The following is a 17,708-nucleotide window of genomic DNA, read 5'->3' on the forward strand; positions in this document are numbered from 1 at the left end:
GAGGGTACGTCACGCCCGTGGGCTCAGCCCCGCCGCTCCTGCTTCTGCTTGCACTCCACACAGAGCGTGGCCCGCGGGAAGGCCTGCATCCGGGCCTTCCCGATGGGCTTACCGCAGTTCTCGCAGATCCCGTAGGTCCCGGCGTCGAGCCGCAGCAGGGCCCGCTCGGTCTGTTCCAGCGTTTCGCGGGCGTTCGCCGCCAGGGCCAGCTCGTGCTCGCGGGTGATGTTCTTGGTGCCGGTGTCGGCGTCGTCGTCGCCCGCGCCGTTGCCGGAGTCCCGCATCAGTCCGGCCAGGGCCGCCTCGGAGGCGGTCCGCTCTGCGTTGAGCCGGGCGATGTCCGCCGTGAGTACGGCGCGGGCCTCGGCGACTTCCTCGGGGGTCCACGGCTCCTCACCGGGCCGTACCACCAGCTCCTCGGCGGGTGCGGCCGCCGCGCGGGCGGTGGGCACCGCGGTGGGGCTCTCTCCGACGGCCACGGTCTTCTTCGCTCCCACTGTCCTGGCTCCTGTCTTTTTCGCAGCCTTCTTCGCAGTTTTAACTGTTTTAGCGGTTTTAACTGTTTTCGCGGTCTTCGCGGTCTTCGCAGCCTCGGCCGCTTTCGCCGGCCCCGGTGCCGTCTTCTTCGCGGCGACCTTCTTCACGGCCTTCTCGGCAGCCTTTTTCACGGCCTTCTCGGCCGTCTTCTTCGCCGGTGCCGTCTTCTTCGCGGGAGCCTCCTCCTGCTGCTCCTCCGCCGCGGCTCCGGGCGCAGCGGTTTTCTTCGCAGCGGTCTTCTTCGCCACCATGGCCGCGGCCCCTTCACATACTGTGATCTTGCACGCGAATCGTGCTGGGACGATAAATCGACCCAGGTCCCGCGGCAAACGGGGCACGCCGCCTTCGGGGCCGCCCCGGAGCGGGCGAGACGGACCTGCATCCGTTGTGCCCGGCTCTCCGCCGGGTAATCCGCCGCGCGGCGGCGCCCCGGCCGCCGTACCGGCCGGTCTGGACCGTTCGGGTCAGCCTCGGACGCTGCCAGGGACCCTGCCCGGAGCCCTACCCGGCACAGGGGACAGCCCCCCGGCGGAGCCCGCCGGAAAGGCAACGGAAAGGGCGCCCGGGAACCCGTACACTGGGCGGAGCGAAAGGCTTGGATGGGGACGAGTAGCGTCGTACGCAGCCATGAGCGACCCGGGGACGGTGCGAGCCCGGGGGCGAGCGCGGCGTGAAGGATCACCCCGGAGCTGCCGGAAGAAAGCCGCGGGCCCGTCCCGTGCGGCTGTTAGACCCGGCCTCGCGACCCCAATGAGGGGGCGGCGCGCTGTGCGCCGCCAAGGAGGGTGGTACCGCGGGAGCCGCAGGCTCTCGTCCCTCCGACGGAAGAGAATCTGTCCGCCGGAGGAGTTCGCCCATGACACCCCCGCAGTACCGCCCGGTGCCCGCCCAGGTCGATCTGCCCGCGCTGGAGCACGCCGTGCTCGACTTCTGGCGCGAGAACAAGGTCTTCGCCCAGAGCCTCGCCCGCTCCGAGGGCCGCCCGGAGTGGGTCTTCTACGAGGGCCCCCCGACCGCCAACGGCATGCCCGGCGCGCACCACATCGAGGCCCGCGTCTTCAAGGACGTCTTCCCCCGCTTCCGTACGATGCGCGGCTACCACGTCGCCCGGAAGGCCGGCTGGGACTGCCACGGCCTGCCCGTGGAGCTGGCCGTCGAGAAGGAGCTGGGCTTCTCCGGCAAGCAGGACATCGAGGCGTACGGCATCGCCGAGTTCAACGCCAAATGCCGTGAGTCGGTGACCCGGCACACCGACGCCTTCGCCGAGCTGACCGAGCGCATGGGCTACTGGGTCGACCTCGACGACGCCTACTGGACGATGAAGCCGGAGTACATCGACTCCGTCTGGTGGTCGCTGAAGCAGATCTTCGACAAGGGCCTGCTGGTGCAGGACCACCGGGTCGCGCCGTGGTGCCCCCGCTGCGGTACGGGGCTGTCCGACCACGAGCTGGCGCAGGGGTACGAGACGGTCGTCGACCCTTCGGTCTATGTCCGCTTCCCGCTGACCTCCGGCCCGCTGGCGGGCGAGGCCTCGCTGCTGGTGTGGACGACGACCCCGTGGACCCTGGTGTCGAACACCGCCGTCGCCGCCCACCCGGACGTCACCTACACCGTCGCGACCGACGGCACGGAGAAGGTCGTCGTCGCCGAGCCGCTGCTGGCCAAGGCGCTGGGCGAGGGCTGGGAGCCGACCGGGCAGTCGTTCACCGGCGCCGAGATGGAGCGGTGGACGTACCGGCGCCCCTTCGACCTGGTGGAGTTCCCGGCGCCCGCGCACTTCGTGGTCAACGCCGACTATGTGACCACCGAGGACGGTACGGGCCTGGTCCACCAGTCCCCGGCCTTCGGTGAGGACGACCTCAAGGTCTGCCGTGCCTACGGTCTGCCGGTGGTCAACCCGGTCCGCCCCGACGGCACCTTCGAGGAGGACCTGCCGCTGGTCGGCGGGGTCTTCTTCAAGAAGGCCGACGAGACGCTGACCGCCGATCTCGGCGCCCGCGGGCTGCTCTTCCGGCATCTGCCGTACGAGCACAGCTACCCGCACTGCTGGCGCTGCCACACCGCTCTCCTCTACTACGCCCAGCCGTCGTGGTACATCCGCACCACCGCGGTCAAGGACCGGCTGATCGAGGAGAACGAGAACACCAACTGGTTCCCGGACTCGGTGAAGCACGGCCGCTTCGGCGACTGGCTCAACAACAACATCGACTGGGCGCTCTCCCGCAACCGCTACTGGGGCACCCCGCTGCCGATCTGGCGCTGCGAAGAGGGCCACCTCACCTGTGTCGGCTCGCGCGCCGAACTCTCCGAGCTGACCGGCAGCGACCAGTCGGAACTGGACCCGCACCGCCCGTTCATCGACGACGTCACCTTCGACTGCCCGCAGTGCGCCGGTACGGCGACCCGGGTGCCCGAGGTCATCGACGCCTGGTACGACGCCGGGTCCATGCCGTTCGCGCAGTGGGGCTACCCGTACCACAACAAGGAACTCTTCGAGAAGCGCTACCCGGCGCAGTTCATCTCCGAGGCCATCGACCAGACCCGCGGCTGGTTCTACACGCTGATGGCGGTCGGCACCCTGGTCTTCGACAAGTCGTCGTACGAGAACGTGGTCTGCCTCGGGCATATCCTCGCCGAGGACGGCCGGAAGATGTCCAAGCACCTGGGCAATATCCTCCAGCCGATCCCGCTGATGGACCAGCACGGCGCGGATGCGGTCCGCTGGTTCATGGCCGCGGGCGGTTCGCCCTGGTCGGCCCGGCGCGTGGGGCACTCCACGATCCAGGAAGTGGTCCGCAAGACCCTCCTCACCTACTGGAACACCGTCGCCTTCCAGGCGCTGTACGCCCGCACCGCGGGCTGGGCCCCGTCCGCCGCCGACCCGGCGCCGGCCGACCGCCCGGTGCTGGACCGCTGGCTGCTCGGCGAGCTGAACACCCTGATCGAGCAGGTCACGGACGCGATGGAGGGGTACGACACCCAGCGCGCCGGAAAGCTGCTGTCGTCCTTCGTCGACGATCTGTCGAACTGGTACGTACGCCGTTCGCGGCGCCGCTTCTGGCAGGGCGACGCGGCCGCGCTGCGCACCCTGCACGAGGTCGTCGAGACGGTGACGCGGCTGATGGCCCCGCTGACGCCGTTCATCACCGAGCGGGTCTGGCAGGACCTGGTCGTCCCGGTCACCCCGGGCGCGCCCGGTTCGGTGCATCTGACGGACTGGCCGGAGGCCGACGGCTCGGCCGTCGACCCGGAGCTGTCCCGGCAGATGGTGCTGGTACGGCGGCTGGTCGAGCTGGGCCGGGCGACCCGCGCGGAGTCGGGGGTCAAGACCCGGCAGCCGCTGTCGCGCGCACTGGTGGCGGCGACCGGTTTCGAGGCGCTCTCCCCCGAACTGCACGCGCAGATCACCGAGGAGCTGAACGTCTCGTCGCTGGCGTCGCTCGCCGAGGTCGGCGGTTCGCTGGTCGACACCACGGCCAAGGCGAACTTCCGGGCGCTGGGCAAGCGGTTCGGCAAGGGGGTGCAGGCGGTGGCCCGGGCGGTCGCGGAGACCGACGCGGCCGCGCTGGCCCTGGCCCTGCGCGGCGGCGAGGCGACGCTGGAGGTCGAGGGCGAGACCATCACCCTGACCCCGGACGAGGTGTTCATCACCGAGACCCCGCGCGAGGGCTGGTCCGTGGCATCGGATTCGGGCGCCACCGTCGCCCTGGACCTGGAGATCACGCCCGAGCTGCGGCTCGCCGGTCTGGCCCGGGATGCGATCCGGCTCATCCAGGAGGCCCGTAAGAACAGCGGTCTCGATGTCGCGGACCGGATCGCGGTGGTGTGGACGTCACCGCAGGACGAGACGGTACGGGCGCTGGACGAGCACGCCGCGCTGATCGCGGACGAGGTCCTCGCGACGTCCTTCGCGGGCGCCGCGCCGGACGCTTCGTACGGCCCGGCCTTCACCGACGAATCCCTCGGGCTCACCTTCCACCTGCGCAAGGTCTGACCTCGGGTCCCTGGTGGCCGGGCCCGGCAGGGGCCCGGCCACCGGGTACCCCTCGGCAACAGGATCCGACCGGGTTCCCGGCCCTCCGAGCCACGACTCCACGGTCCCGAACCCGGGGTCCCGGGACCGGATCGCGCCGCCGGGACCGTCCGGGCGGCGGTCCGCACGGCCCCGGCGAGCCGGGCCCCGGGCTCGAACCCGGGGCCCCGGACCCCAGGGCCCGCACGGGCCCGGACCGTCCGCCCCGGCCGGGGGCCTACCCCCGGGGCCGTTGCCCCGGCACCGGAACGCCGTACTCCCCACCGTCCGGTGGGGAGTACGGCGTTTCCGTATCGCCGCCCGCAGGACATCCGGGCACACCAAAGGGCCGGGCCCGGACGGATGTCCGGGCCCGGCCCTTGTGGTGCTGACTGCCGACGAGCTATGCGCTCGGCACCGAGCGCCGCCCCGTCAGTTGTCGTCCTCGTCGATCAGGAAACCGCGCATCGGCGACGGCGCCTGCTGCATCGGCTGCGGAGCCTGCGGGCGGACCGGAGCCATCGGCTGGGTCATCGCGGGCGCCATCTGCTGCTGACCGCCGTAGGACGGACCACCGCTCATCGGGGAGCCCATCGAAGGACCGCTGCCCATCGAGTGACTCGAATGGCTGGAGTGACCCATCGAGGGCGCTCCGGCGGAGGCCATCGAGGGGGCCGGCGGCAGCGAGGCGGCAGCCGGGGTCCGCGGCGGGGCGAGCGAGTCGTCGGCCTGGGTCTCCAACTGACGCAGCTGGCTCTCCAGGTACGACTTCAGACGGGTGCGGTACTCGCGCTCGAAGCCGCGCAGGTCCTCGACCTTACGCTCCAGCGTGGCCCGGGCCGACTCCAGCGAGCCCATCGCGACGCGGTGCTTCTCCTGGGCGTCCCGCTCCAGCGCATCGGCCTTGGCACGGGCGTCCCGCTCCAGGCCCTCGGCGCGCGAACGAGCCTCGCCGACGATCTTGTTGGCCTCGGAACGGGCCTCCGCGATCGCCTGGTCGGCGGTCTGCTGCGCCAGCGAGAGCACCCGCGCGGCACTGTCGCCACCGGGGCCCTGACCGGGCATCTGCTGCGGGTGGCCACCCATGGGGCCGCCCTGCATCTGACCGGGGCCGCCCATCGGACCGCCCTGCATCTGACCGCCCTGCATCGGGCCGCCCTGCATGGGACCGCCCTGCATTCCGCCCATCTGCGGACCGCCCATGGGGCCGCCCTGCATCTGACCGGGGCCGCCCATCGGACCGCCCTGCATCGGGCCGCCGTGGTTGGGGCCGCCGTGGTTCGGACCACCGTGGTTGGGGCCGCCGTGACTGGGACCGGCAGGCAGCTGCGGAGCACCGCCGGGCAGCTGGGGGGGACCCATCTGCTGCGGCTGCTGCTGCACCGGGGGTCCGGATATGGCAGCGGGCACCGGACCTCCCGGCCGGGCGTCCTGGGGCTCGGGCCCCTTGCGCATGCCCTGCTGCTGGTTCTGCGCCGCCGCACGGGTCGCCGCCGCCAGCTTGGCGCGCAGGTCCTCGTTCTCGCGGAGCAGGCGGGTCAGTTCGCCCTCGACCTCGTCGAGAAAGGCATCGACCTCGTCCTCGTCATAGCCTTCTCGGAGTCGGACGGTCGTGAACTGCTTGTTCCGCACGTCCTCGGGGGTCAGCGGCATCTCTTCTTCACCTCTACGTAGTCGTCGGCAGTCGGCAAGACCGTATCGTCCACAGTTACCCCGTTCACCCCGCGAAACGTCCCACGATGGAGATCAGGATGTAGACGATGATCATCAGAACGAAGAAGGACAGGTCGAGTGCCACGCCCCCGAAACGCAACGGCGGGATGAACCGCCGAAGAAGCTTGAGTGGTGGATCGGTGACAGTGTAGGTGGCCTCAAGGAGGACCACCATCACCTTCCCGGGTTGCCATGAACGAGCGAACTGGAAGACGTAGTCCATGACCAACCGGAAGAACAGCACGACCAGGAAGCACACCAACGCGATGTAGACCACCTGCAGTGCTACGCCCATGCCGTGCTTCCCTCTCCCCTGTGCTCACGTGACCCGGCCTCCCGGCCGGGGTTGTCCCGACGGCGTGTTTCTCAGCTCTGGTTGAAGAATCCGCCCTCTGCGATGCGGGCCTTGTCCTCCGCCGTGACGTCGACGTTAGCAGGAGACAGGAGGAAGACCTTCTGGGTCACCCGCTCAATACTCCCGTGGAGGCCGAAGACCAGACCGGCGGCAAAGTCGACAAGTCGCTTTGCATCGGTGTCGTCCATCTCCGTGAGATTCATGATCACCGGAGTGCCCTCACGGAAGTGTTCCCCGATGGTACGGGCCTCGTTGTAGGTCCGGGGGTGCAACGTGGTGATGCGGTACGGCTCCCGCTCGGACACGACCTTGGGCATGATCACCGGTGCGTTCTTCTCCAGGCTCGGACGTTCAGGTGTGATGGATGCCACGGGGGCGATACGGGCCGGACGCCCGCTCTCGGCAGGCAGCGGAGGCGCCACGTGCGCCACCGGCTCGCGGGGCGCGGGGGGTTGCACCACGCGCACCGGCTCCTCGCGCTCCATCTGGTGCGGGGGCTGGTGCCGCCGGTGCTCCCGCTCGGGCTCCGGCTCGGGTTCGAAGTCGTCGTCGGGGTCGAAACCCCGGCCGTCGTACCCATCGTCCTCCACGAGGCCGAGGTAGACCGCCATCTTGCGCATCGCGCCGGCCATTGCTCTGAGTCCTCCGCTCTGTGGTGGATCGCCTTGTGCCGCCGATAGTGCAGTGTCACCAAGTGCCCGCGATCCACGTGGCATGCCCGCTTATTGACGGGAATGACCATATTTTCTGCTGTGGTCCGACCTGCTTCGCGACGTTACCCGAGCCGGGGACGGACTCCGAGCACCGCGGTGCCGACGCGTACATGTGTCGCTCCGGCCGCCACGGCCTCTTCGAGGTCCGCACTCATCCCCGCGGACACCATGTTCGCAGCAGGATGCCCCGCGCGCAGGCCCGATGAGAATTCCGTCAGCCGGTCGAAGGCGGCCCGCGGCCGTCCGGCATAGGGTCCGGCCAGCGGCGCGACGGTCATCAGACCCCCGAGCCGGAGTCCCGGGGCGGCCGCCACCGCGGCCGCCAACTCCTCGATCCCGCCCGGCGCGACGCCGCCGCGCTCACCGCGGGCGGCACCCTCACCGGCGTCGAGGGCGACCTGGATCAGACAGCCGATCTCCCGGCCGCTCCGCTCCGCCGCTCCGGCCAGCGCTGTGACAAGTCTTACCCGGTCCACGGACTGCACAAAGTCCGCATATTGCGCAACAGAACGGACCTTATTGGTCTGCAACTGTCCGACGAAGTGCCAGGTGAGGTCGAGATCCGCACAGGCAGCGGCCTTGGGTGCGGCGTCCTGATCGCGGTTCTCCGCCACATGGCGTACGCCCAGTTCGTGCAGGATCCGTACGTCGCTCGCGGGGTACGTCTTGGTGACGACGATGAGCGTCACTTCGCCGCGCGGGCGTCCGGCGGCCGCACAGGCAGCGGCGATACGTTCCTCCACCGCGGCCAGATTCTCGGCCAGTTCGGCCCGGCGATCCGTCATGTTGCTTCCCTCCCGGGCCCGTCCGGCCGTCCGATCCAGACATATCCGGCGAGCCGTCCGGTCATACGGTCCCTCCGGTACGAAAAGTGGTCCCGGGACTCCAGGGTGCAGACGCCCATGTCCTGACGGTCCGTGATCCCGAGCCGGGCCAGTTGGGCGTGGACGCCGGCGGCCACGTCCACGGCCGGAGTGCCCCGGCTCGTGGTGGCGAAGGCTGCGGGTTCGACCTCGGCGACCCCGGCCCGCATCTCCTCGGGCACTTCGTAGCAGCGCCCGCAGACCGCGGGACCCGTCCGGGCGGTGATCCGCTCGGGCCTGGCGCCGAGGGAGACCATCGCCTCGACCGCGGCGGGGACGACTCCGGCGACCATTCCGGGGCGGCCCGCGTGCGCCGCCCCCACGACACCCGCGACCGGATCGGCCAGCAGGACCGGTACGCAGTCGGCGGTCAGTACGGCGAGGGCGAGTCCCCGGCGGGCGGTCACCACCGCGTCCACTGCCGGAACCGGTCCCTCCGCCCAGGGTCCTTCGACCACGGCGACCTCGCGGCCGTGCACCTGGTTCATCCAGACCACCAGCTCCGGATCGAGGCCCAGTTCCTTCGCCGCGATCGCCCGGTTGGTCCGTACGGCCTCGGGGTCGTCACCGACCGCGCCGCCGAGATTCAGCTCCTCGTACGGAACGGCGCTCACCCCGCCCCACCGGTCGGTGAAGGCGAAGTGCGCGCCGTTCTCGTGTATCGCGCCGTGCCGCACGGTCACTTCAGGAAGTCCGGCACGTCCAGCTCTTCGGCGGAGGCGTCGGTGTAGGAACGGGTCGACGGCACCTGCGGGGCCTGGCCGACGGGCTCGGCCACCGGGACCGGCTCAGCGGCCTTGGACTCTTCGCGCACCGGTACGGTGCCGAGCCCGGAGGGACGGGAGGTCTCGGCCGGGCGGGAGACCGGGGCCGGCTCGTCGCGCTTGGCCGAGGAGGAGCCGAGGACGTTGTCACGGCGGGCGGGCGGCTGGCCGCCGTCGAACCCGGCCGCGATCACGGTGACCCGGACCTCGTCCCCGAGCGCGTCGTCGATGACCGCGCCGAAGATGATGTTCGCCTCGGGGTGCGCGGCCTCGCTGACCAGCTGCGCGGCCTCGTTGATCTCGAAGAGGCCGAGGTCGGAGCCGCCGGAGATGGAGAGCAGCACACCGCGGGCGCCGTCGATGGAGGCCTCCAGCAGCGGCGAGGAGATCGCCATCTCCGCCGCGGCCACCGCACGGTCGTCGCCGCGGGCGGAACCGATGCCCATCAGCGCCGATCCGGCCTCGGACATCACGGACTTGACGTCGGCGAAGTCGAGGTTGATCAGACCGGGCGTGGTGATGAGGTCGGTGATGCCCTGGACGCCGGACAGCAACACCTGGTCGGCGGACTTGAACGCGTCCAGCACGCTGACCTGGCGGTCCGAGATGGACAGCAGCCGGTCGTTGGGGATGACGATGAGGGTGTCGACCTCTTCGCGGAGTTCGGCGATGCCGTCCTCGGCCTGGTTCGCCCGGCGGCGGCCCTCGAAGGTGAACGGGCGGGTGACCACACCGATCGTCAGGGCGCCCAGCGAGCGGGCGATATTGGCCACGACGGGGGCGCCGCCGGTGCCGGTGCCACCGCCCTCGCCTGCGGTGACGAAGACCATGTCGGCCCCCTTGAGGACCTCTTCGATCTCCTCGCGGTGGTCCTCGGCGGCCTTGCGGCCGACGGCCGGGTTGGCGCCGGCGCCGAGCCCCCGGGTCAGTTCGCGGCCGACGTCCAGCTTGACGTCGGCGTCGCTCATCAACAGTGCCTGGGCATCGGTGTTGATCGCGATGAACTCGACGCCCTTGAGGCCGACCTCGATCATTCGGTTGATGGCATTGACACCACCGCCGCCGACACCGATGACCTTGATGACTGCGAGGTAGTTCTGCGGTGCTGCCACGTCGAAGGCCTCTCGCCTCGAAATACAGGTGTTGCCGCGGTGCGGTTCACGCACCTCGGCGACGGATGCCGATGGGACGGTCCGGAGCGCCGACCCGAACCCTAACGCTGAAGTTTAGGGTTACCAGTGTGTCCGGTCGCCGGACTCTTCCGAACAGGACACTAAGTCGACACGTGGCGCGCGTTCAACGAACACGCCGAACCTCCCGTTTTTCTTTTCACCCTATGTGATCAGCCGTTGCGCGCACCACCCAGGGGGCGGGTGGTGGGCATGTGTGCGTCAACTCCCGGCTGCCGCGGGGGCGGTGGGGGCGCTGACGTCGTACCGCCGGGCCTCCGGTTCGGCCTTCATCAGGGCGACCAGCGCCCGGGCCTTCTGCTCGCCCTCTTCGGGACTGCCCCAGACCACGGTCCGGCCGCGCGTCAACTCCGCGGTGATGTCGTCGTATGAACGGACCACCAGGGCGCGGAGTTCGGTTCGGGTCTTCGGCGGCAGCTCCCGCCGGACCCGGACCGCTTCGGTGATGAGCCGATCGGTGCCGAACCGCCGCAGACTGGGTGATCCGGATGCTTCCAGCCGGAGTCGCGGTACGGCGCCGGGGGCCCGGTCGACGGTGGCGAACCGGACGCCGTCCTCGTCCACTTCGACGAACCGGGCACCCTGCTCCAGCACCAGGACGGGCCGCCGCTCGGTGACCTCCAGGGTGATTCCGCCGGGCCAGGAGCGGGAGACGTCGACGCCGGCGATCCGGGGCAGCCGGGCCCTGAGCCGGGCCTCGACGTCGTCGGTGTCGACCGAGACCAGGGGTTCGCCCATCGGCACCCGGGCCGTGTCGACGACCTGCTGGGGCGTCAGGACGCGGGTGCCGCTCGCCGAGACCTCCCGGACCCGGAACCAGGAGGATCCGTACAGCGCCCACAGGATCCCCCCGGTCAGTGCCAGTACCGCCAGGGCGATCAGCAGGGTCCGGGGGCCGCCGGGGATCCGGACCGCCCGGCGGGTCGGCGGGGCCGACGGCCCCGTAGAGGGTTTGCGCACCCCGCGCTCGGCGGTGCTCGGTCCGGCCACGCTCCCGGTCTCCTTCCGGCTGGGTCGCTTCCCCGGGGCCCGGGCCCGGTGGGGCCAGGGCTCAGCGGCGGGCCGCGATCGCCTCGTACACCATGCCGACGAGGAGGTCGTCGGCGTCCCTGCGGCCGAACTCGGCGGCCGCCCGGGACATCTCGTACAGCCGGTGCGGATCGGCCAGCACCGGAAGGACGTTGTTCTGGACCCACTGGGGGGTCAGTTCCGCGTCGTCGACCAGCAGTCCGCCGCCGGCCTTCACCACCGGCTGGGCGTTCAGCCGCTGTTCGCCGTTGCCGATCGGCAGCGGGACATAGGCGGCGGGGAGCCCGACGGCGGAGAGTTCGGCCACGGTCATCGCGCCGGCGCGGCAGAGCATCATGTCGGCCGCCGCGTAGGCGAGGTCCATCCGGTCCACGTACGGTACCGGGATGTACGGCGGCATTCCGGGCATGTTCTCGGCGCGCGGCAGTTCGTTCTTGGGGCCGACGGCGTGCAGGATCTGGATTCCGGAGCGCTGAAGCACGGGGGCGGCCTGCTGCACCACCTCGTTGAGCCGGCGTGCGCCCTGGGATCCGCCGGAGACCAGCAGGGTCGGGAGCTGCGGGTCCAGCTGGAACGCGGCGCGCGCCTCGGGGCGCACCCGGGCGCGGTCGAGGGTGGCGATCGAGTGCCGGAGCGGGATGCCGATATAGCGGGAGTTGCGCAGCTTGCTGTCGGGGGTGGCGACGGCGACCCCGGCGGCGTACCGCGAACCGATCTTGTTGGCGAGGCCGGGCCGGGCATTGGCCTCGTGGACGACGATGGGCACCCCGAGCCGTTTGGCGGCGAGGTAGGCGGGCAGGGCGACATAGCCGCCGAAGCCCACGACGCAGTCGGCCTTGGCGCGCTCCAGGATCTGCTCGGCGGCCTTGATGGTGCCGCGCAGACGTCCGGGGACGGTGATCAGTTCCGGGGTGGGCTTCCGGGGCAGCGGTACGGCGGGGATCAGCGCCAGCTCGTAACCGCGCTCGGGGACGAGCCTGGTCTCCAGACCGCGCTCCGTGCCCAGTGCCGTGATGCCCACGGTGGGGTCCTGCCTGCGCAGGGCGTCCGCGAGGGCGAGCGCGGGCTCGATGTGGCCGGCGGTCCCCCCACCGGCGAGTACGACATGCACCGAAATTCACCGCTCTCCGGACGGACGCCTGGTGACGCGCCGTCTCATCGTCTTCCATCTCACGCCTGGCGTACGGACCGCCAGGGCCGCCTTCGCCGCGGGCTCGGCCCGTGCGAAGGCGATCAGCAGCCCGACCGCGAACATGGTCGGCAGCAGGGCGGACCCTCCGTACGAGAACAGCGGGAGCGGAACCCCGGCGATCGGCAGCAGTCCGAGCACCGCCCCGATGTTCACCACGGCCTGGGCCGTGATCCAGGTGGTCACGCCTCCCGCGGCGAATCTCACGAAGGGGTCCTCCGTGCGTCCGGCCACGCGGATACCCGCATAGCCTAGAGCCGCGAACAGGGCGAGCACCGACAGCGTCCCCGCCAGGCCCAGCTCCTCACCGGCGATGGCGAAGATGAAATCGGTATGCGGTTCCGGCAGTTGTCCCCATTTTTCCACACTGGCCCCGAGGCCGGAACCGAACCATCCGCCGGAGGCGAGGGCGTAGATGCCGTGGACGGCCTGCCAGCACTCGCCCTTGGGGCCGAGGTCGATGGCGCCGATGCACTCCAGCCGGGCCATCCGGTTCTCGTTGGTCCTGATCAGCATGAAGCCGACCAGGGCGGAGACGCCGAGTACCCCGGCGAAGAGCCTGGTCGGGGCGCCCGCCAGCCAGAGCAGTCCGAAGAGGATCGCGGCGAGGATGATCGCGGTGCCCATGTCCCCGCCGAGCATGATCAGGCCGAGCAGCAGAAAGGTGACCGGCACCAGCGGCACCAGCAGATGCTTCCACTGGTTGAGCAGTTTCCGCTCGTGTTTGCGGGCGAGCAGGTCGGCGCCCCACAGGATGAGCGCCAGCTTGCCGAACTCACTGGGCTGGAGCTGGAACGAACCGCCGAGCGACAGCCAGTTCTGGTTGCCGCCGACCGACACCCCTATCCCGGGGATCTGCACCAGGACCATCAGGAAGACGGTGACCATCAGCAGGGGGTAGGCCAGGGCGCGCAGCAGCTTCGGCGGCAGCCGGGAGGCGAGCAGCAGCAGTCCGGAGCCGATCAGGGCGGCGAGGAACTGCTTGCGGAAGAAGTAGGAACTGGAGAGCGACAGTTCCAGCGCTTTGATCATCGACGCGGAGTAGACCATCACCAGTCCGAGGACGGTGATCAGCAGGCTGCTGCCGAGGATCAGGTAGTACGCGGTCAGCGGCCGGTCCCAGGCCTTGCGGGCCCGTTCGTAGAGCTGCCGGGCGCCGCGGCCGCGGGGCGGCCGGGGCGAGCCGGCCGGGCGTCCGCCGCCCGCCCGGGGCACCCGCGGGGCGCGGGCCGCCTTCCCGGCGCCCTGCCCCTCGCCTCTGGTACGGCTGCGCAGCGCGCGGCCCGCGGCGAGTGCCGGCGCGGGTGCGTACCCGCGCAGCCGCATCGTGTCCAGCATGCGCATCGGCGCTGTCCCCTCCAGTCGGGCCCGGAGCGCCGGCGTGCGCCCCGGGCCGGGGCGCACGCCGGACGCACAGGTCGGGCCGGTCAGGCGCGCTCGGCGGCGAGGGTGCGGACCGCTTCCGCGAAGGCCTCGCCCCGCTTGTTGTAATTGGTGAACATGTCCATCGAGGCGCAGGCCGGGGCCAGCAGGACGGTGTCCCCCGGCCGGGCGAGCCGCGCCGCCTCACGGACCGCCGCCGCCATCGCCCCAGTGTCCGTCCGGTCGAGGTCCACGACCGGGACATCGGGGGCGTGTCGCGCGAGGGCTTCGGCGATCAGGGCCCGGTCGGCGCCGATCAGCACCGCGCCGCGGAGCCGGCCGGCGGCTGCGGACACCAGTTCGTCGAAGGTGGCGCCCTTGGCGAGGCCTCCGGCGATCCACACGATCGGGTCATAGGCCGCCAGGGAGGCCTCGGTCGCATGGGTGTTGGTGGCCTTGGAGTCGTCGATCCAGGCGACCCCGCCGACGTCGGCGACCTTCTCGATCCGGTGCGGATCGGGGCGGAAGGCCCGCAGTCCGTCGCGGACCGCGCTCGCGGGGACGCCGTAGGCGCGGGCCAGGGCGGCCGCCGCGAGGGCGTTGGCGATGTTGTGCGGGGCGGGCGGGTCGATATCGGTGACCTCGGCCAGCTCCTGGGCCTGCTGCTGCCGGTTCTCGACGAAGGCCCGGTCGACCAGGATGCCCTCGACGATCCCGAGCTGGGAGGGGCCGGGGGTGCCGAGGGTGAAGCCGACCGCCCGGCAGCCCTCGACCACATCGGCCTCGCGCACCAGGTCCTCGGTCGCCGGATCGGCCGTGTTGTAGACGCAGGCGACCGTGTTGCCCTCGTAGACCCGGCCCTTGTCGGCGGCGTACGCCTGCATGGAGCCGTGCCAGTCGAGATGGTCGGGCGCCAGATTGAGCACGGCGGCCGAATGGGCGCGCAGCGAGGGCGCCCAGTGGAGCTGGTAGCTGGAGAGTTCGACGGCGAGTACGTCGTACGGCTCCTCCGCGAGGACCGCGTCGAGCAGGGAGACGCCGATATTGCCGACGGCGGCCGTCCGCAGTCCGGCCGCCTCCAGGATGGCGGCGAGCATCCGGACCGTGGTGGTCTTGCCGTTGGTGCCGGTGACGGCGAGCCAGGGGGCCGAGTCGGGGCGCCGCAGCCGCCACGCCAGCTCGACATCGCCCCAGATCTCGGTGCCCGCAGCGGCGGCCGCGGCGAACAGCGGCTTGTCGGGCCGCCAGCCGGGGGCGGTGACGATCAGCTCCGTACCCTCGGGGAGGGTGTCGCCGTCGCCGAGCCGGACCGTGATGCCCTCGGCCTCCAGAGCGGCGGCCTGCTCCCGGGCGCGCTCGTCGGCGCCGTCGTTGACGACGGTGACGAGCGCCCCGAGCCGGTGCAGTACCCGGGCCGCCGGGATTCCGGAGACCCCGAGTCCGGCGACGGTGACCCGTCGGCCCGCGAGGTCCTCACGCGTACTCACTTGTCCGCCGCCCAGCCCGCGTAGAAGAGTCCGAGACCGACGATCACGCACATGCCCTGGATGATCCAGAACCGGACCACCACAAGGACTTCGGACCACCCCTTGAGTTCGAAGTGGTGCTGGAGCGGGGCCATGCGGAAGACGCGTTTCCCGGTGAGCTTGAAGGAGCCGACCTGGATGACCACGGACATGGTGATCAGCACGAAGAGGCCGCCGAGGATGGCGAGCAGCAGTTCGGTGCGGGAGCAGATCGCCAGTCCTGCCAGCGCGCCGCCGAGGGCCAGGGAGCCGGTGTCGCCCATGAAGATCTTGGCGGGTGAGGTGTTCCACCACAGGAAGCCGAAGCAGGATCCCATCAGGGCGGCCGCGACGACGGCGAGGTCGAGCGGATCGCGGACCTCGAAACAGGCGTCCGGATTGGTGAGGGTGGTCGCGTTGGCGCAGGACTCCTGGAACTGCCAGAGGCCGATGAAGGTGTAGGCGCCGAAGACCATCACCGAGGCACCGGTGGCCAGGCCGTCCAGACCGTCCGTCAGATTCACGCCGTTGGACATGGCGAGGATCATGAACAGGGCCCAGACCACGAACAGCACCGGGCCGATGGCCCAACCGAAGTCCGTGATGAAGGAGATCTTCTCCGAGGCCGGTGCGATTCCGCGGGCGTCCTTGAACTGGAGCGCGAGGACGGCGAAGGCGATGCCCACGATGAGCTGCCCGGCCATCTTCGCCTTGGCCCGCAGACCGAGCGACCGCTGCTTGACGATCTTGATGTAGTCGTCGAGGAAGCCGACGACACCCATGCCGGCCATCAGGAAGAGGACCAGCAGACCGGAGTAGGTGACCTCACCGCCGGTGAAGACCTTGGCGAGCGCGTACGCGATCAGCGTGGCCAGGATGAAGGAGATACCGCCCATGGTGGGCGTCCCCTTCTTACTGCCGTGGGTACGCGGGCCGTCGTCCCGGATGAACTGCCCGTAGCCCTTGCGGGCCAGCAGTTTGATCAGCAGCGGCGTACCGACGAGCGACAGGAAGAGGCCGATGGCCCCCGCGAAGAGGATCTGCCTCATCGACCGGCACCCCGCCCGTCCGCGGCCACCGCCGCGTCGTCAATCAGCGTCTGCGCGAGCCGTTCCAGACCGGCAGATCTGGACGCCTTCACCAGCACGACGTCTCCTGGGCGCAGCTCACTGCGCAACAGGTCGGCCGCCGCCTGTGCGTCGGACACGTGCACCGACTCCTCACCCCACGAACCCTCGTTATATGCGCCCAGTTGCAGCCAGGACGCTTCCCTGCCCCCGACTGCAACGAGCTTGCTGACGTTGAGCCGGACGGCGAGCCGTCCGACGGCGTCGTGCTCGGCGAGCGCCTCGTCACCGAGCTCCGCCATGAGACCGAGCACCGCCCATGTCCGTCCCCCCCGGCTCTGTGCGTCCTGTCCCATGGCGGCCAGGGCGCGCAGCGCCGCCCGCATGGACTCGGGGTTCGCGTTGTAGGCGTCGTTGACGATCGTCACGCCGTCCGGTCGCTCGGTGACCTCCATGCGCCAGCGGGAGAGGGTGCCGGCCTCGGAGAGCGCGCCGGCGATCTCGGAGACGGGCATGCCCAGCTCATGGGCGACGGCGGCCGCGGCGAGCGCGTTCGACACGTGGTGCTCACCGTACAGCCGCATGGTCACTTCGCCGCACCCGGTGGGGGTGTGAAGCGTGAAGGCGGGCCGACCTTGCCGGGTGAGCCGGACATTTTCGGCACGGACGGCGGCGTTCGGAGACTCTCCGAAGAACACGACGCGGGCGCGGGTGCGGTCGGCCATGGCCCGGACGAGGGGGTCGTCGGCGTTGAGTACGGCGACTCCGTCGGCGGGCAGGGCCTCCACGATCTCGCCCTTGGCTTCCGCGATCTTCTCGCGGCCGCCGAACTCGCCGATATGGGCGGTGCCGACGTTCAGGACGACGGAGATCCGCGGCGGCACGAGTTCGGTCAGATAGCGGATGTCGCCGACGTACCGGGCGCCCATCTCCAGGACGAGGTGTTCGGTGGTGGTGTCGGCGCGGAGCGCGGTCAGCGGCAGGCCGATCTCGTTGTTGAGATTGCCCTCCGGGTAGATCGTGGGGCCCTTGCGCGCCAGGAGCTGGGCGATCAGGTCCTTGGTGCCGGTCTTGCCGACGGAGCCGGTGAGCGCGACGGTGGTGGCGCCGAGGCTTTCGACGACATGGCGGGCGAGGGCGCCCAGCGCGGCGGTGACATCGGGCACCACGATCGCGGGTACGCCGACGGGCCGGGTCGCCAGGACGGCGCAGGCGCCGTCGGCGACGGCCCGGGCTGCGTAGTCGTGGCCGTCCGCGCTGGCGCCCGCGAAGGCGGCGAACAGGGCGCCGGGGACGACGGCCCGGGAGTCGATCACGACGGGCCCGGTGACCGTGCGGTCCGGATCCGGTATGTCGTACGGCTGCCCGCCGACGACTGCGGCGATCTCGGTGAGGGAGAGGGTGATCAC

Annotated in this window: 14 protein-coding genes; 1 reads left to right on the forward strand and 13 read right to left on the reverse strand. The window is 70.8% G+C overall.

Annotated features, from left to right (window positions below; genetic code table 11):
* Positions 1–23: 23 nt before the first annotated feature.
* Positions 24–788, reverse strand: a complete 765-nt coding sequence (locus B7R87_RS06835) for a TraR/DksA family transcriptional regulator (protein ID WP_040916569.1) — start codon at positions 786–788, stop codon at positions 24–26.
* Positions 789–1,393: 605 nt separating this feature from the next.
* Between B7R87_RS06835 and ileS the strand changes: the two genes are divergently transcribed.
* Entirely contained in the window at positions 1,394–4,531 is a 3,138-nt protein-coding gene (ileS, locus tag B7R87_RS06840; protein WP_006349804.1) for an isoleucine--tRNA ligase, read from the forward strand.
* Between the two features lie 450 nt (positions 4,532–4,981).
* Here ileS and B7R87_RS06845 read toward each other — a convergent pair whose 3' ends face one another.
* The 12 genes from B7R87_RS06845 to B7R87_RS06900 form a co-directional block, all read right to left on the reverse strand.
* Complete coding sequence (locus B7R87_RS06845) at positions 4,982–6,202, reverse strand: DivIVA domain-containing protein (RefSeq protein ID WP_006349803.1); 1,221 nt, start codon at positions 6,200–6,202, stop codon at positions 4,982–4,984.
* A 64-nt stretch (positions 6,203–6,266) separates the two neighbouring features.
* Positions 6,267–6,557, reverse strand: a complete 291-nt coding sequence (locus tag B7R87_RS06850) for a YggT family protein (RefSeq protein ID WP_006349802.1) — start codon at positions 6,555–6,557, stop codon at positions 6,267–6,269.
* A 71-nt stretch (positions 6,558–6,628) separates the two neighbouring features.
* Positions 6,629–7,249: a cell division protein SepF gene (locus B7R87_RS06855; RefSeq protein ID WP_006349801.1), complete on the reverse strand. Its 621-nt coding sequence runs from the start codon at positions 7,247–7,249 to the stop codon at positions 6,629–6,631.
* A 143-nt stretch (positions 7,250–7,392) separates the two neighbouring features.
* A complete protein-coding gene (locus B7R87_RS06860) occupies positions 7,393–8,115 on the reverse strand; it encodes a YggS family pyridoxal phosphate-dependent enzyme (protein WP_006349800.1) in 723 nt (240 codons plus the stop codon).
* The gene (gene pgeF, locus B7R87_RS06865; RefSeq protein ID WP_006349799.1) at positions 8,112–8,876 is read right to left on the reverse strand and encodes a peptidoglycan editing factor PgeF; all 765 of its coding nucleotides are present in this window, start codon (positions 8,874–8,876) and stop codon (positions 8,112–8,114) included. Before pgeF ends, B7R87_RS06860 begins: the two co-directional genes overlap by 4 nt.
* Entirely contained in the window at positions 8,873–10,069 is a 1,197-nt protein-coding gene (gene ftsZ, locus B7R87_RS06870) for a cell division protein FtsZ (RefSeq protein WP_006349798.1), read from the reverse strand. Before ftsZ ends, pgeF begins: the two co-directional genes overlap by 4 nt.
* 279 nt (positions 10,070–10,348) lie before the next feature.
* Positions 10,349–11,137, reverse strand: coding sequence for a cell division protein FtsQ/DivIB (locus B7R87_RS06875; RefSeq protein WP_006349797.1), 789 nt, complete (start codon positions 11,135–11,137; stop codon positions 10,349–10,351).
* Positions 11,138–11,198: 61 nt separating this feature from the next.
* Complete coding sequence (gene murG, locus B7R87_RS06880; RefSeq protein WP_006349796.1) at positions 11,199–12,287, reverse strand: undecaprenyldiphospho-muramoylpentapeptide beta-N-acetylglucosaminyltransferase; 1,089 nt, start codon at positions 12,285–12,287, stop codon at positions 11,199–11,201.
* 6 nt (positions 12,288–12,293) lie between these two features.
* Positions 12,294–13,709 (reverse strand): putative lipid II flippase FtsW, encoded by a 1,416-nt coding sequence (gene ftsW / locus B7R87_RS06885; protein ID WP_233168776.1) that lies wholly within the window; start codon positions 13,707–13,709, stop codon positions 12,294–12,296.
* An 83-nt stretch (positions 13,710–13,792) separates the two neighbouring features.
* Complete coding sequence (gene murD, locus B7R87_RS06890) at positions 13,793–15,214, reverse strand: UDP-N-acetylmuramoyl-L-alanine--D-glutamate ligase (protein ID WP_006349794.1); 1,422 nt, start codon at positions 15,212–15,214, stop codon at positions 13,793–13,795.
* Positions 15,211–16,281, reverse strand: coding sequence for a phospho-N-acetylmuramoyl-pentapeptide-transferase (gene mraY, locus B7R87_RS06895; protein WP_006349793.1), 1,071 nt, complete (start codon positions 16,279–16,281; stop codon positions 15,211–15,213). Before mraY ends, murD begins: the two co-directional genes overlap by 4 nt.
* Positions 16,278–17,708 (reverse strand): UDP-N-acetylmuramoyl-tripeptide--D-alanyl-D-alanine ligase, encoded by a 1,431-nt coding sequence (locus B7R87_RS06900; protein WP_006349792.1) that lies wholly within the window; start codon positions 17,706–17,708, stop codon positions 16,278–16,280. The genes mraY and B7R87_RS06900 overlap by 4 nt, the downstream gene beginning before the upstream one ends.

Origin of the sequence: Streptomyces tsukubensis, assembly GCF_003932715.1 — a bacterium.
Taxonomy (GTDB): Bacteria; Actinomycetota; Actinomycetes; order Streptomycetales; family Streptomycetaceae; genus Streptomyces; species Streptomyces tsukubensis.